Raw genomic sequence first — 15,241 nt, forward strand, 5'->3', positions numbered from 1 at the left:
CATGAATCGCCGGGGGCCCTCGAATGCCGGACAAGTATCGCAGAATGTTCGTATGCGTACTTTTGGCGTAGAGGAGGAACTCCTGATCGTTGATCCGGAGTCCGGGGAACCCCTTGCCCTGGCCGACGCCCTCCTGGCCGGCCACCGCGTTGCGGCTGACGATCTTCCCGTGGACCCGGAGGTCCACCACTCCGGAAAACAGGCGGATTACGACGACGAGATGGGCTTGAGTGCCGAGCTGAAGCTTGAGCAGATCGAGACCCAGACCCGTCCGTGCCTCGAATACGGGAGCCTGCTCGAACAGATCCGCGCGGGCCGCGCCCTGGCGGACCAGGCCGCCAGGAAGCATGGCGCCAGGGTGGCGGCCCTCGCCACCTCGCCCTTGGCCTCCACCACCCACACGACGCCCGACCCCCGGTACGCCAAAATGCTGGAGCGCTTCGGCCTCACCGCCCAGGAGCAGCTGACCTGCGGCTTCCATGTGCACACGTTCATCGAATCGCCCGAAGAGGGCGTGGCGGTCCTGGACCGGATCCGCGACAAGCTGGCAGTGCTGACGGCCCTGAGCGCCAATTCGCCCTTCTGGAACGGCGTTCCAACCGGGTTTGAAAGCTACCGCACCCAGGCCTGGAACCGGTGGCCCACGGCGGGCCCGGCCGGTATTTACGGGACGTACCCTGCCTACCGGCGCGTGGTGACGCGGCTGCTGGAAAGCGGCGTCATGCTCGATGAGGGCATGCTGTACTTCGACGCCCGGCTGTCCCGCAACCACCCCACCGTCGAGGTTCGCGTGGCGGACGTCTGCCTTCGTGCCGAGGATGCAGCGCTCATTGCCGTGCTGGTTCGGGCGCTGGTGGAATCCGCCAGCAGGGAATGGCAGGCCGACGTGGATCCTGCGCCGGTTCCCACCGTCCTCCTCCGGATGGCCTCGTGGCAGGCCAGCAGCGCCGGGCTGAGCGGTGAACTCCTGGATTTTGGGAATTTCCGGCCCGCACCGGCCGCGGACGTGGTCCGGTCCCTGGTGGATTACCTGGCTCCCGTCCTGTCCGAACAGGGGGAGCTGGCACTGGCACGGCAGGGGGTGGAGGACATCATCGCCCGCGGAACGGGAGCCGCCGAACAGCGCCGCGCCCGGGACAAGGCGCTGGCGGGACCGCCCCCGGAGGACATGGGGTTCGGCGCCGTGGTGCGGCAGGCCGTCAACGTGACCATGCGGGATGCCCTGGACCTTGCTGACGTGGAGGGCACGCCCGAACTGCTGCGGGTCCGCCAGAGCTGACCTTCGACGCGCATATCCATTCCCGACGCGCAGATTCCTCCTCGCGGCCCATATTTGGTGCGCGCCAGGGAATCTGCGCATCGAGAGTGAGGAAGCGCGTCGCCCGGACCCAGAGGAACTACGGCTTCCCGCGCGGCTAGATCTGCTTGAGGGCCTGTTCCAGGTCGCGGAGGAGGTCCTCCGGGTCCTCGAGCCCCACCGAGAGCCGCACCACGCCGTCACTGAGCCCAATGGCGGCGCGCCCTTCCGGCCCCATGGCGCGGTGCGTGGTGGTGGCGGGGTGCGTGATCAGGGACTTCGAATCACCAAGGTTGTTGGAGATGTCGATGATGCGCAGCCCGTCCAGCAGTGCGAAGGCCGCTTCCTTGCCGGAGCGCCCGCCGGAGGGAGCCAGCTCAAGCGTAAGGACCGTACCGCCGGCGCTCATCTGCCGTGCCGCCAGGTCGTACTGCGGGTGGGACTTGAGCAGCGGGTACTTCACCCAGCTCACGGCGGGCTGTTCTTCCAGCCACTCTGCGAGCCGGAGCGCCGTGGCGGAGGAATGGTTCACGCGCAGGCTCATGGTCTCCAGGCCCTTGGTCAGGACCCAGGCGTTGAACGCCGAGAGTGCGGGCCCGGTGTGGCGCATGAGCTGTTTCACGGGACCGTCGATGAACTCCTTGGTGCCCAGGATGGCGCCGCCCATGACCCTGCCCTGGCCGTCGATGTGCTTGGTGCCGGAGTAGACGATGACGTCGGCGCCCAGGTCACCGCAGCGCTGCAGCAGGGGAGTGGCGAAGACGTTGTCCGCCACCACCTTGGCGCCGGCGGCATGCGCAAGTTCGCTGACCGCGGCGATGTCCACGATCTCCTGCATCGGGTTGGACGGGGATTCGAAGAAGACGGCGGTGGTGGGCTTGGAGAGGGCCTCGCGCCACTGGTCCAGGTCCGGCCCGTCCACGAAGACGGTCTCCACGCCCCACCGGGGAAGGATCTCGTTCAAAATCACGAAGCACGAACCGAACAGCGACCGGGCGGCCACCACCCGGTCGCCGGCAGCCAGCAGGGCACCAAGCGCGGTGAACACCGCGGACATGCCCGACGCCGTCGCGAAGCAGGCTTCGGTGCCTTCCAGCAGCCGGAGCCGCTCCTGGAAGGTGGCCACGGACGGGTTGCCGTAGCGGGAGTAGACAAAGCGTTCGTCCTCGCCGGTGAAGGCGCGTTCAGCTGCTGCCGCGGATTCGTAGACGAAGCCGGAGTTCAGGAAAATGGCCTCGGACGTTTCCTGGAAGTTGGTGCGGTCCAGCCCGCCACGGACAGCCTGGGTGTCGGGGTTCCAGCCGGGGGCGTCTTGGTTGAAGGTCACTTAGTTCTTTCCGAGGTTGGTGGGAAGGCCGCGGTTTTTCCAGCCGTTGACGGTGCGTTCGCCATAGCGGTCCGGCTCGCCTTCAAAGCCCTCCAGCACGTTGTAGGAGGTGAAGCCGGCCCGGGTGGCCGCGATGGCTGCCGCGATGGACCGCTGGCCGGAGCGGCACAGGAACACCAGTTCGGTTGAACGGTCCTCGGGCGCCTGCTGGCTGAGGTCGTTGATGAAGTCGGGGTTGGGGATGCCGCCGGGGAAGGTCCACTGGATGAAGAGGGGGTCGTTGTCCGTGGCCTTGGTGTCCGGAATGCCGATGTGGGCCCATTCGCCCTCGGTGCGGACGTCCACCAGGATGGCGCCCTGTTCCAGCTTCTCCCATGCTTCCTGGGGCGTGAGGTCTCCCGCGTAGCTCATGCGTGGCCCTCGCCGTCGAACTCGCCTTCAAATTCGGCGTCCAGTTCATCCACTGCGGTGGCAACCGCGGCATCGGCCGAGGCGATTGCCGCCGGAAGGACCACTGCCTGCGCCACGATCACGCTGGTGCCGTTGAAGGTGGCTGCCGGGCTGCCGTGCAGCACATAGCCGTCGGCCAGGGCCGTGGAGATCCGCTCGCAGAATGAACGGTCATCCGGGCCGGTGATCAGGCGGTAGGACAATTTTTCGTCAGGGGCAGGTGCGTCAGACACGACGGATCTCCTTCTTTCACGCTTGCAGCTCGAATCGGTCGATATGCCGAGTATTCACCTGAGGCACCCCGCCGCGAAAGGGAGGGTTGCCGACCGGCCAGTCAGGGCTTCACACCGGTACTCATTACTCCCCAAAAACGTAACATCTGCCGCGCCAAGCCGCACCGCCGCCGTCGTCATGTTCCGTAATTGAGCAGCGCTGAAGGGAGGCGCGGGGTTGAAGGAAAGCGCGACGGCGGACATCGCCGCAGGTGGGCGGCCCGCCACGTGCCGCCCGGGGCCGCGGGGCCGATAAAGTTCTTACCGGGGCGCCGCCCCGTCGTCACAGCAATGAGCACCGGGGGTCCTGTCAGCATGCGGGCAAACACATCGCGCCACCAGGCCGCCATCCGGGGGACCCTCCGGCCGTCCATCGGGGCGTTCCTGGCCGCGGCCCTCGTCAGCCTCCTGGCCCTGCTGGCGGCTGCGCCGGCGCATGCGGCGGACGTTGCGCCGGAGAAGGGAAAGCCCTGGCTGGGCGCGGTGCTCGAGTGGGGCGAGGACACCGCCGCAGGTTTCAGCGGCCGGCTTGGTGCCAGTCCGGCCGTCTTCGGCCACGACATCACCATCCCCTACCGCGATTCGGAACGGAACGACCTTGACGGCTTCCTTCAGCAGGCCGCGTCCCTAGGCGCCCACGCCCTGCTCACGGTGAAGCCGTCAGTGCCCCTGGACCAGCTCGGCACCGCGGAAGCGGAAGCATTCGCAGCGCAGGTGCGCGACCTTACGTCCGGGTTCAAGGGGCAGTTGCTGATCCGGTTCGCCCCGGACATGAATGCAAGCTGGGTGGCCTGGGGCCAGCAGCCCGCCGCGTACCGGCAGGCCTTCAGGGCTGTGGCGGCAGCGTTCAAGAAGTACGACGGCGGCCGGGCCACCTTGGTGTGGGCGCCTTACCTGGGCAAGGACTACCCCTTTGACCGCAACCGGGATGCCCCGCAGCCCGGAACCGAAGGCTTTTCCCTCCTGGACACGAACGGCGACGGGGCCTGGAACTCAAGCGACAGCGCCTACGCCCCGTACTACCCGGGTGACGACGCAGTGGACTGGGTGGGGCTGGCCGCCTATCACGACGACACGGCCGGCGGCCCCGCCGTCAACTCCGAGCCGAGGGCCGGCGAGCTCCAGGACATGCTGACATCCTCCGGCGGCGAAAACTTCTACGGCACCTATTCCGAGGGGCGCAACAAGCCGTTCCTCCTCCAGACCTCTGCTTTCTACAGCCCCGCGTCCGGCGGCGCGCAGGAAACGGACATCAAGGCAGGCTGGTGGGACCAGGTGGTGGGAACTGCCACTTCCCCCGCTTTTGCCCGGACTGCCGCCGTTGTCTGGGACGAGCGCACCAGCACCAGGGATACCGGCGTGGCAAGCATCAGCTGGCTGCTCACGGGACAGCCGGGCATCGCCAAAGCGGCCCTGGACAGGCTGAAGGCATCGCCAATGGTCACCGGGCCGGTCACCGACGTGGCATCCGGGAGCACCTACGTCCGGGCCAACACGCTCTCCGGGGCTGCCGCCTGGACTGTTGCCGCCGCCATGGCCATCCTCCTGGTGGCCCTGTGGCAGATACCCCGCCGGATCAACGCAGCCACGGCCTGGGGCTACCAGGATCCCTCCGCCAGGGACTCGCGCATCGATCTGCTGCGCGGGATGGCCATCGTCTTTGTGGTGGTGAACCACCTGGGCATGGCATCGCTGTTCCAGCTGCTCACCCAGGAGGCCGTGGGCTTCGTGTCGGGTGCGGAACTGTTCGTCCTGTTCTCCGGACTGGTGGTGGGCATGGTGTACGGGCCCAAGGCCAGGGAGGACTTCGGGCAGGTGGTCGACCTCACGACCCGCCGCGCCGGCAAGCTCTACCTGACGGCGCTGGCCGTGCTGATCGGCGTCTTCCTTCTGTCCCTGCTCCCGTTCTTCCACACCGAGGCCCTGACCACGTTCGTGGACCAGGGGACCGGTGGCGCCGGGCACAACGGGGCCGGCCGGACCTACGACCTCTATTCGGGCATGGCATCGCTGTTCCAGTTCCCCGTCCCGCCCCAGGTGCTTCCGGCCATCGTGCTGCTGCAGTTCGGTCCCTGGCAGTTCAATGTCATGGGGCTCTATGTGGTGCTGTTGCTGGTCAGCCCGCTGATCCTCGCGGCGCTGAACCGCGGGAAGGCCATCTGGGTCGGGGCGGTGTCGGTTGCCGTGTATGCGGCAGGTGCCATGACCAGGTTCCGGATCCTGCCCTCGCAGTTCGAGGACTCCTTCCCGCTGCTGGTGTGGCAGGTGCTTTTCGTGCTTGGGCTGGTTGCGGGCTACCATCGGCGCAGCATCACAGCGTGGCTGTCGCGCCACACGTGGGTGGTGGTTGCCTGCACCACGGCAGCATTCGCTTTGGCCTTCCTGTCCTGGGGCAACCCCTACCTGGCCAACGCCTATGACGTCCGACTGGCGCTTCTGCCGGATGCGTCCTACCGGGCAATGTATGACGCCTTCTTCGGCCGGACATACCTGGCCCCGGGCCGGCTGCTCAACGTCCTGGTCCTGGTGGTGGCTGCGTACGCATTCCTCAGTGCCTACTGGAAACCGGTGGACCGGGCCCTGGGCTGGTTCCTGGTCCCGCTGGGCCGGGCCACGCTGTACGTCTTCATCATGCACGTGGTGCTGATCGCCGTCGTGGCCAACATCCCGGCCCTGCAGCAGCAAAGCATCTTCCTCAACACCGTGGCCTACGCCGTGGTCCTGGGGCTGCTCTGGGTGATGGTCCGCACCAGGTTCCTCTTCCGGATCATCCCTACCTAGCCCGGGGCATGAAAAATGCTGCGGCACGGGCGCGCCACAGCATTTGATCATGTACCACCCGGCTGCCCGGTGGCCTCTTACGAATCCGGGGGTCTCAGACGAGGCCCGGGTAGCTGGTCATGATGTAGTCCGCAGCGGCAGGACCCTTCATGCGCAGCCCGTTGCGGCGCGGCGGGATCCGGTGCTTCATGGCTGCCCAGAAGGTGGACTCGGTGCCGGCCGGCTGCTGGTTGAGGAAGCACCAGCTGGTGTACAGGCCGTAGAGGCGGTCGCGGTCCATGCTGGAACCAGCGGCGTGGTCGGGGTAGGTGGCTTCGTGGAGAAAAGTATCGAACTGCGAATGTGCCATGATGGCTTCCCTTCGCTAAGTGCTCGGCGCCGCCGTTCGGCTACAGCAGCAAGATTTGATGCCCTGCACATGGCCATCGAATCTATAGGTTGGGTCCCCTGAAAGGCATCTGGGGCCTCAGCGTCGTCAGCGCCTGTCTACGATGTAGACTTTACTCGTAGACTACAAGTAAGGCAACCGTCTCGATTAATCCGGGCCGCCACTTCCACCGCTAGGACAACACCATGAATCCCCCGCACGCTTCCGGCCGCACCCCCGCCAAGGCCAGGCTGAGCAGGGAGGTCGTGCTGGCCAAGGCCCTGGAACTGGTTGATGCCGAAGGACTGGATGCACTGACCATGCGCCGCCTGGGGCAGGAGCTTGGCCGGGACCCGATGAGCCTGTACCGCTACGCCGAGAACCGCGCGGCGCTGCTGGACGGGGTTTCTGAGCTGGTGCTCAACCAGCTTCCGATTCATCCGGAGGACCCGGATTGGAAAGCGCAGCTGCGGAGCATCGCCCACAACCTGCGGATGCTGGCGCTCAAGCATCCCAACGTTGTCCCCCTGCTGGTGACCCGGCCCCTCTCCACGCCGCTGGGCATGCGTCCGCTGGGCACGTTGCGGCCATTGGAGCAGATCCTGACCCTGCTGGTGGCGGCAGGATTCGAGCCGGCGGATGCGCTGCACGTCTACCGCGCCTACTACGGCTTCCTCTACGGGCACCTCCTGAACGAACTGCAGGAGTACGTGGTGGACCCGGAAGAGAACGAGGTGCTGCTGCGGCTGGGGCTCCACCGGCTGCCCGCGAAGGAATTCCCCCGGCTGCGTGCGCTGGCGCCGGCGTTGGCTGACTACGACGGCGCCAAGGAGCTTGACCAAGGGCTCACCATCCTGCTGTCCGGGCTGGAAGCCCAGCTTTCACGGCAGGCGGCAGGCTCCAGCGCCTGACGGAGCGGCCGTGTAAAGGTGTGGTCGTTGAGCGGCCGCTATTCGAATGACGCCCGGCGCCGGTCCTGGAGGCGGGTGTTCCAGACGTCCGGGCGGTTCACCTGGAACCTGCGTCCGGTCAGCGCCTTGGCGTTCAGCCTGACGTAGTTTGCCTTTTCGCCGGGCTGCCACGGCTCCAGGCCAAGGCTGTCCACCGCATCTTTGACGGCCTGGTCTTCGATGATCCCGGTATTGCCCCGCGCCACCACGCTCCAGGCCAGTTCGGTGGTGGGGTCGTAGCCGTCGATCTCCAGCGCGGCAGGGCGTTCCATTTTCGCGTCCCACAGTTTTGAGCCGGGTGCCGTGCGGAAGACGATGCTGCGCAGGTGGACAACGTAGTTCACGGGGAAGATTTCCGGATGTCCGTCCACCACGATGGCCAGCCTGCCCACCGTGTCGGTGTCAAGGAGTTCCCAGCAGTCGTCAAAGGACAGTTTTTCGATCGGCAGCTTGTGCGAGTCCATGGTGCACACCTTACGGGTGATGCCGGGGCGGGAAAAGGGCCGGCCCTGCCTGTTGCGGGCTAATGGATGCCGGCGAAAAGTCCGCTCAGTTCTGTGGTCAGTTCCTTTTGCACAGACGGGGTGCCGATCTCCCTGCCGTCAATCCGGTTCACGGGCGCCAGCAGGCGGACACTGGAGATCAGCCAGACCGCGTCTGCGTCCAGGAGGTCCTGTGGCACCAGCGGCCCGTAGCCCAGTTCCCAGCCCGCCGCCTTGGCGGCAGCAAAGAGAGCCCCCTGTGACGTTCCAGGCAGGATGCCGCTGTCCAGCTGTGGTGTGATGAGGCGCTTCACTGTTGTGCCGTCGTCGGACTTCTCCACATGCGCCAGCAGCACCGTGGAGGTGGGCCCTTCCAGGACCCGGCCATCGGAGGACGTGAAGATGACGTCGTCGGCGCCCTGTTTATGCGCGTGGCGCAGCGCTGCCATGTTGACGGCGTAGGAGAGCGTCTTGGCGCCCAGAAGCAGCCAGGGTGCCCGTTCGGCCACGTCACTGTCGTAGCCGCGGTCAAGGAGGATGACGTCGACGCCCGTTTCCCGCTGGCGGCGGGCGGCAGCTCCGGCCGGTGAGGCCTGGACCCAGGCGGTGGGGGCGGGCGCGCCTTCCACGCCGCGGGTCACCACCAGTTTGACCACCAGTTCATCTGCCGCCGGGTCTGCCGGCGGGTTCTCCGAACGGTGCCGGGCAACGGCAGCGGCAATGGCGCGCCGCCACACATCCTGGTCCGGGATGTCCAGGTCCAGCGCCGCGGCGGATCCGGCAAGCCGGTCCAGGTGGGCCTGCATCTTCCGCACCGTTCCCCCAACGGCCAGCATGGTTTCGAACACGCCGTCACCGCGCGTGACGCCAAGGTCCGTGACCAGCAGCTGGGGCTGGGAGGCATCCGCCACCCTGCCGTCGGGGAAGGCGGGGTCAAGGAAAACGAGAACCACGGGGGCTGGAGAGCTCATGGCACCAGCTTAGTGCGGCACCGCGGATAAGCTGGGCAGAGCGCCCCGGCCGGAAACCGTTCCCCGGGGCCCAACCTCCCCGGGAGTTATTGACGTGTTGTGGCCTTTTTCGCTTGCCGGCACCGCGCCGACGTGGGTTGTGGTGCTCCTGGGCTTCGCCGACCTTGTCATCAGGGTCCTGGCACTGGGCATCATCCCCGGCAACAGGCGGCCCACCACGGCGATGGCCTGGCTCCTGGGCATCTTCTTTATCCCATTCGTGGGCATCGCGCTGTTCCTGCTGTTTGGAAACTTCCAGCTGTCCAGCCGCCGCCGCGCCCAGCAGGAGCAGGTCAACGACCGGGTGCGGGCCGGCATCACCGCCCTCTCGGACGTGGACAGCGACTACCCCGGCCCCGAGTGGGTCAAGTCCGCCGCCGAGCTCAACCGCACCCTGGGTTCGCTGCCCATGGTGGACAACAACTCCGTTGACCTCATCCCCGGCTACCCGGATTCCATCCTGGCCATGACCCACGCGGTGCGGAAGGCGAAGAAGTTCGTCAACGCCGAGTTCTACATCATGAGCTCCGACCACGTCACCAACGACCTGCTCACGGCCATGGAAGAGGCCGCCGAGCGGGGCGTGGAAGTGCGGCTCCTGTTCGACCACATCGGCACGCTGCGCATCAAGGGCTACCGGAAGCTGCTGAAGCGCCTGAGGGCCGGCAAGATCCAGTGGAAGCGGATGCTTCCCCTCCTGCCCATCCATGGCCAGTGGCGCCGGCCGGACCTGCGCAACCACCGCAAGATCATGGTGATCGACGGCGAAATCGCCTTCACGGGGTCGCAGAACCTGATCGAGCCGTCCTACAACAACCCGCGCCACCGCAAGGCCGGCCGCGAGTGGGTGGAGCTGATGGCGTGCCTGCGCGGGCCCATCGTGACCACCCTGAACGTCGTCTTCGCCACCGACTGGCTGAGCGAGACCGACGAATCCCTGGAACACCAGTTGCAGCTCCCCGCGAATCCGGAGCCCGGCCACGTCACGGCCCAGGTGGTGCCCAGCGGTCCCGGGTTCATCACGGAAAACAACCTCCGGCTCTTTAACACGCTCATCTACTCCGCGCAGCACCGGATCTCCATTTGCAGCCCCTATTTCGTTCCGGACGATTCACTGCTGTACGCCATCACCACGGCAGCGCAGCGCGGCGTCGACGTGGAGCTGTTCGTGTCCGAGAAGGGCGACCAGTTCCTGGTCCACCACGCCCAGCGCTCCTACTATGAGGCGCTCCTTGAGGCCGGCGTGCGGATCTACCTCTACAAGGCGCCGTTCGTGCTGCACGCCAAGCACTTCACCATCGACGACGAGGTGGCCGTCCTGGGCTCCAGCAACATGGACATGAGGTCCTTCTCGCTGAACCTCGAGGTCTCCGTGATGCTCCTGGGCGAGGACATCGTGAACAAGATGCGGGCGGTGGAGGACACCTACCGGGACATCTCCCATGAGCTGAAGCTGGCAGACTGGCTGAACCGGCCGCTCGCCGCCCGCTATGTGGACAACGTGGCCCGGCTGACGGCCACGGTGCAGTAGGACGGCCGTACCTCCCTAAACCCGGGTCAGTCTTCGGGAAACTCCGCCCCCAGGGTGGAGAGCACCCCGTAGGCCTTGGTGCGGATCTCCTCATATTCGTCGTCCGGGTCGGAGTCCGAGGTGATGGCACCGCCGACGCCGAGCGACAGTTCCGCGGTTCCGTCGCCAGCCGTGCTGACCACCAGGGTGCGGATGGCGACGGCGAGATCCGCCGCCGCGCTGAGCGAGAAGTAGCCGATGGCGCCTGAATAGATCCCCCGCGGCCCTGCCTCCAGGTTGTCAAGGATGGCCATGGTGCTGATCTTCGGAGCCCCGGTCATGGAGCCGGCCGGGAAGCAGGCCGCCACCGCCTCTGCCCGTGGTGCTCCGGGCAGGAGGTGGGCGTCGATGGTGCTGACCATCTGGTGGACGGTGGCGTAGCTCTCGATGGCGCAAAGCCTGCTGACCGTAACGGAGCCAGGCATGGCAAAGTGGCTGAGGTCGTTGCGCAGCAGGTCCACGATCATGATGTTCTCGGCCCTGTCCTTGACGGAGGTGGCCAGGTCCGTCCGCAGGCGGCTGTCCTCCTGCGGGTCGGCAGCCCGGCGCCGGGTGCCCTTGATCGGTTCGGCGCGCATTCCGCCGTCGGACCCTATCTTCAGGAACCGCTCGGGCGAGGTGCTGGCCACGGCAACGTTTCCCAGCCGGAGGTAACTGGCGAACGGGGCCGGGTTCCTGCTGCGGAGCGACAGGTAGGTGGCCCATGGATCCAGCGAGCCGGCCGGGACAGTGGCTTCGAGGGTGGTGGTCAGGCACACTTCGTAGGTGTTTCCCTGGGCGATCTGATGCTGTGCGGCGGCAATCTTCTCCCGGTACCGTTCCCCGGTGTCCCGGCTGCGGAAAGTGGGTGGTGTGGTGGGACGCACGACGCCGGTGCTGCCGCCGGCTTCCTGCGTTGGGTCCGCGGCGGCTTCCACGGCTGCCCGCGCCTCCACCAGCCACCCGCCGGCGTCCGGTGCCTCCAGGGCCAGGAGCCAGGCCGTGCCTTCGGCGTGGTCCAGGACCACCGCTCGGCCCGCGAAGATCAGGGCTGCGTCCGGCGTGGGCGCGGAAAGATCGCTGCCGCCGGTTTCGCGTTTCAGCTCATACCCCAGGCAGCCCAGCCAGCCCAGGGTGAATTCGCCGGGGTAGCCCTCGGGGGCCCGCACCGCCCGGCGGCCCCAGACGGTGTCGAGCCAGCGGAAGAAGGGGCCGGGAACGTTGGCAGTGGACGAGCCGGCGCTGATCCGGCTCACACCGCCACGGTGCGTGACGCACTGGCCGAATGTGCCGCCGTCGTCCGCCATGATGCTGAACCGGCTGCGCTCTGCGGCAGTCCGCTGTACAGGACCCGTGCTGTCCGGTCCGCTGCCTGTGTTGGAGGAGTCCAGCCAGACGGCGTTGCCAGAGCCGCCATACAGTGAGTGGAACAGGGTGGGTGCGTCCGGGGCGGCTTCAATGCGCTCGGCATGAAGGCGAAGGCCGCGGCGGGCTGACAACTCGGGGGCGAGGACCGGAGCCAGGGCGGGCAGGTAGGGGAGGAGTTGGAGGAGGTCCGCGGGGGCTGAGCCGTCGGCGAGGTTCCGGACGCGGAGGTCCGCGTGGCCGGGGACGTCGTCGCGGCCCAGCCACTCTTGCTCCTGGGCTGCCCACAGGTCCCAGTACGGTTCATATGTTGCGCCGTCGCGCTCCAGTGCCCGGGTCCGCCGGACGTCGTCCGGGGATTCCGCCCAGATCACCGCGCCCAGCATGGGGCGGGCGGCCTCGGCGGCGGCGCCCACTCCCTCAACGATGACGATCTCCGCAGGCAGCGTCACCCGGGCGTCGCCGTCGTAGTGGTTAGCCCAGTCCCAGCTGGTCCAGGAGGCCGCCTGCCCCCGGCTCAGCGGGGTGAGGACCGTGGAGACGTAGCGTTCAATGCCCGCCGCCAGTCCGTCCCAGCCCGGGTAGATGTCCTCAAGGTGGAACAGCGAGACCTTGTGGTGCGCCCGGAGCCGGGCCGCGAGCTCGACGGCGAGGGTGGTCTTGCCTGCGCCGGAGCGCCCGTCGATGGCGATGATGACGGGGGCTGGGCTCATGGACTAGAGCGTACCGTTTTCCGTTGCACCCTTTCACCCGTGGGGCAGTTGCTGCGCCGATGCGTGACGGCCGCTGCTCAGGTGGCCGCCCAGGAACCCGCTCACCAGCAGCAGGACAGCCCCTGCCCTCGCCAGGCGGCGTTGGCGCCGGCATGCATGATGCCTGCACGCTTCAGGGCGCGGTCCTTGCCGGACCATGTCGCCCAGCCGGAGACTCTGCCTCTTCCAGTGTGGCGAGGAGCCGTGCGTACTTGCCGGATGTGCTGGGAAGGCCGTCCATGCAGCAAGAAAATACTCCTGGTGCCGCTGGATTGCACCGTCTTTTGAAGAGTTTTTGGTGCCTAGTGCGGCTGCAGCTGGGTGTTCCGAAGGACCGCGGACCTGATGTGCTGGACCAGGCCGGGCAGGGCTGCATGGATCTGGTGCCAGACGGCGTCGAAATCCGCGTGGCCGCCGTACCAGGGGTCCTCGATGCCCTGATCCAGGCGGTCCCGCTCCGCCATGGTGGGATCGAAGCTGCGGAGCATCCGGATCTTGTCCAGGGATTCCTGGTCCGGCGCCGCCTCGGTGAGCCACGCGTAGTGGTCGATGTCCAGGGCCAGGATCAGGTCGCGCTCGCGGAACCACCCGGGTTCCCACTCGCGGGCCACGTGGTGGTCCGAGGCCAGCTGGGTTGCGGCGAGCCGGCGGGCGGCGCGGGGATCAATGGGCCGGCCCGCTTCGTAACCGGTGGTGCCGGCGGAGTCCACCTCCACCAGGCCGTCAAGGCCCTCGCGTTCAAGCGCTGCCTTGAGCATGAGCTCGGCCATGGGGGACCGGCAGATATTGCCCGTGCAGACGGTGATGACGCGATATGCGCTCGACGCTGAGTTCATGCCCTAAGCATGCGCGCTTCCGAACGCTCTTGGCTAGGCGCCTGTTCACAAAGTTTTACGGGTTTGTAAAGATGCATGACTAACGCCCGAATGGGTACGTCACACGCTGGTGCCGAGTTTGGTGGGTACCTGGTTCAGTGGATCAGGGCCAGCAGGATACCCACACCCACGAACAGGACACCGAACACCCTGCTGAGGACCATTTGGCCCTGTTCCGTGTTGGTGAAGCGCTGGAATGACCTGGCAGCCGCCGCAAAGAAGAACCACATCACCAGGATGTCGATGACAACGATTGTCGCCGTCAACACGGCGTACTGGGTGAACAGGGGCAGGTCGGGCCGGATGAACTGGGGAGTGAAGGCGAGGAAGAACACGATCGCCTTCGGGTTCAACAGGTTGACCCAGAAGCCGCGCCGGAAAATGGACCACGCGGGTTCGTTGCGAAGGGCAGCTGCCTGCTCCTGGGCCACCGTGGGCTTGCTCAGGAACTGGCGGATGCCCAGGTACACCAGATAGGCCGCGCCCGCGTAACGGACCACGTTGAAGGCAAGGGGGGAACTGGCCACCAGCACCCCGACGCCCAGGGCCACGATCAGGACGTGCACCATCAGCGCAGCCTGCTGGCCCAGGATTCCCCAGATGGACCGGCGGAACCCCGCGTTCAGCGAGTTGCTCATGGTGTTGATGGCCCCGGCGCCCGGGGTGAAGCTGATCAGGGCGCCGGCACCTGCCAGGGCCAGCCAGAGGGAAAATTGCACTGAACAATCCTACGGTGGCAATTGGCTGCCCCTTTTTCAGTCCCTGTGCTGCTGTCTGGGCAACCAGGGATCAGGCCCGGGCGATGACCTCACCGTTCGGGATCAGGAACCATCCGTCGTCCGTGGAGCCCCAGCGGTGCCAGCCCGCAGAGATACGGGCAAGGTCGGCCGGGTTGGCGAACCCGTACTCCAGCGCCTGCTCGGCGAAGGCTGAGTGGAGCACCCGCTCACCCCAGACGCGCGCCTGCCAGCGCCGCTGCTGCGCGGTGGCGTAAAGCCAGTTGCTGCTGGTGGGGGCGACGTCGGTGAATCCCGCAGCCTGTGCCCAGCTGACCAGCCGCCGCCCGGCGTCGGGTTCTGCACCGTTCCGGCGGGCAATCCGCTGGTACAGGTCCATCCACTCGTCCAGTTCCGGAATGGCGGGGTACCAGCTCATGCCGTGGAAGTCGGCGTCGCGCACTGCCACGATGCCGCCGGGCTTGGCCACCCTCCGCATCTCCCTGAGGGCCTCAACGGGATCGGTCAGGTGCTGGAGCACCTGGTGGGCATGGACGACGTCGAACGTTTCGTCGGCGAAGTCGAGGTCGTAGATGTTGCCGGCAACGAATTCAACGTTGGGTACTTCCCGCTCGGTGGCGAGGGCCTGCGCCTGGGCGATGATGTCAGGTGAGCGGTCCAGGCCCGTGACCTTGCCGGGGCTGACCAGGGCGGCGAAGTCGCAGGTGATGGTGCCGGGGCCGCAGCCCACATCGAGCAGCGACTTACCAGGCGTGAGGTGCGGGAGGACAAACGCCGCGGAGTTTTCGGCGGTACGGGCGGCATGGGCGCGGACCACCGATTCGTGGTGGCCGTGCGTGTAAACGTCGTCTTCAGGCTGCTGCGCACTCATAACCAAACGCTACCCCCAACCTGCATTGCACGAGCGGACGCCCGGTCCGCGTCATGCAGCCCCCGGAAGGCGGGCCCGAAGGTATGGGTGCTATCCCCGTACCCCCCTGCCTGCGGCCGGGAATACGATGGCCCTCCAGCCGGCGCCGGGCTCCTG

Annotated in this window: 14 protein-coding genes and 1 riboswitch; of the genes, 4 read left to right on the forward strand and 10 right to left on the reverse strand. The window is 66.9% G+C overall.

Annotation, left to right across the window (positions count from 1 at the left end):
• Positions 1–52 precede the first annotated feature (52 nt).
• Positions 53–1,279 (forward strand): glutamate--cysteine ligase 2, encoded by a 1,227-nt coding sequence (locus AC3ANU_RS03770; protein WP_056391918.1) that lies wholly within the window; start codon positions 53–55, stop codon positions 1,277–1,279.
• 136 nt (positions 1,280–1,415) lie between these two features.
• On the opposite strand, the gene AC3ANU_RS03775 is transcribed toward AC3ANU_RS03770, so the two are convergent.
• The 3 genes from AC3ANU_RS03775 to AC3ANU_RS03785 are packed head-to-tail and all read right to left on the reverse strand — an operon-like array spanning position 1,416 to position 3,307.
• Positions 1,416–2,624: an O-succinylhomoserine sulfhydrylase gene (locus tag AC3ANU_RS03775; RefSeq protein WP_056391915.1), complete on the reverse strand. Its 1,209-nt coding sequence runs from the start codon at positions 2,622–2,624 to the stop codon at positions 1,416–1,418.
• Entirely contained in the window at positions 2,625–3,035 is a 411-nt protein-coding gene (locus AC3ANU_RS03780; protein ID WP_018769987.1) for a rhodanese-like domain-containing protein, read from the reverse strand. It lies immediately after the preceding gene.
• The gene (locus tag AC3ANU_RS03785; protein ID WP_018769988.1) at positions 3,032–3,307 is read right to left on the reverse strand and encodes a DUF1737 domain-containing protein; all 276 of its coding nucleotides are present in this window, start codon (positions 3,305–3,307) and stop codon (positions 3,032–3,034) included. The genes AC3ANU_RS03780 and AC3ANU_RS03785 overlap by 4 nt, the downstream gene beginning before the upstream one ends.
• Before the next feature lie 13 nt (positions 3,308–3,320).
• Positions 3,321–3,436, reverse strand: a riboswitch (SAM riboswitch).
• A gap of 225 nt (positions 3,437–3,661) precedes the next feature.
• Here AC3ANU_RS03785 and opgC point away from each other — a divergent pair.
• Complete coding sequence (opgC, locus tag AC3ANU_RS03790) at positions 3,662–6,127, forward strand: OpgC domain-containing protein (protein ID WP_488315482.1); 2,466 nt, start codon at positions 3,662–3,664, stop codon at positions 6,125–6,127.
• 94 nt (positions 6,128–6,221) lie between these two features.
• Here opgC and AC3ANU_RS03795 read toward each other — a convergent pair whose 3' ends face one another.
• Entirely contained in the window at positions 6,222–6,476 is a 255-nt protein-coding gene (locus AC3ANU_RS03795; protein ID WP_018769990.1) for a hypothetical protein, read from the reverse strand.
• A 224-nt stretch (positions 6,477–6,700) separates the two neighbouring features.
• On the opposite strand from AC3ANU_RS03795, the gene AC3ANU_RS03800 reads away from it, so the two are divergent.
• A complete protein-coding gene (locus AC3ANU_RS03800) occupies positions 6,701–7,405 on the forward strand; it encodes a TetR/AcrR family transcriptional regulator C-terminal domain-containing protein (protein ID WP_056391914.1) in 705 nt (234 codons plus the stop codon).
• Between the two features lie 38 nt (positions 7,406–7,443).
• On the opposite strand, the gene AC3ANU_RS03805 is transcribed toward AC3ANU_RS03800, so the two are convergent.
• Entirely contained in the window at positions 7,444–7,908 is a 465-nt protein-coding gene (locus AC3ANU_RS03805) for a pyridoxamine 5'-phosphate oxidase family protein (RefSeq protein ID WP_018769992.1), read from the reverse strand.
• A 59-nt stretch (positions 7,909–7,967) separates the two neighbouring features.
• Positions 7,968–8,897: an aminodeoxychorismate lyase gene (locus AC3ANU_RS03810; RefSeq protein WP_056391913.1), complete on the reverse strand. Its 930-nt coding sequence runs from the start codon at positions 8,895–8,897 to the stop codon at positions 7,968–7,970.
• A gap of 94 nt (positions 8,898–8,991) precedes the next feature.
• Here AC3ANU_RS03810 and cls point away from each other — a divergent pair, with 94 nt between their 5' ends.
• Positions 8,992–10,467, forward strand: a complete 1,476-nt coding sequence (cls, locus tag AC3ANU_RS03815) for a cardiolipin synthase (protein WP_026265885.1) — start codon at positions 8,992–8,994, stop codon at positions 10,465–10,467.
• Positions 10,468–10,493: 26 nt separating this feature from the next.
• Here the strand turns inward: cls and pabB are convergent, their stop codons facing one another.
• From pabB to AC3ANU_RS03835, 4 genes are all read right to left on the reverse strand, one after another.
• On the reverse strand, positions 10,494–12,563 hold the full coding sequence (gene pabB, locus AC3ANU_RS03820; protein WP_488315483.1) for an aminodeoxychorismate synthase component I: 2,070 nt from the start codon (positions 12,561–12,563) through the stop codon (positions 10,494–10,496).
• Between the two features lie 341 nt (positions 12,564–12,904).
• Positions 12,905–13,438, reverse strand: a complete 534-nt coding sequence (locus AC3ANU_RS03825; protein ID WP_134165020.1) for a low molecular weight protein-tyrosine-phosphatase — start codon at positions 13,436–13,438, stop codon at positions 12,905–12,907.
• Between the two features lie 134 nt (positions 13,439–13,572).
• The gene (locus AC3ANU_RS03830; protein ID WP_488315484.1) at positions 13,573–14,196 is read right to left on the reverse strand and encodes a LysE family transporter; all 624 of its coding nucleotides are present in this window, start codon (positions 14,194–14,196) and stop codon (positions 13,573–13,575) included.
• Positions 14,197–14,266: 70 nt separating this feature from the next.
• Positions 14,267–15,085 (reverse strand): methyltransferase domain-containing protein, encoded by an 819-nt coding sequence (locus AC3ANU_RS03835; protein ID WP_056391909.1) that lies wholly within the window; start codon positions 15,083–15,085, stop codon positions 14,267–14,269.
• Positions 15,086–15,241 lie beyond the last annotated feature (156 nt).

The sequence above is a fragment of the Arthrobacter sp. SDR-2R genome (assembly GCF_057747955.1).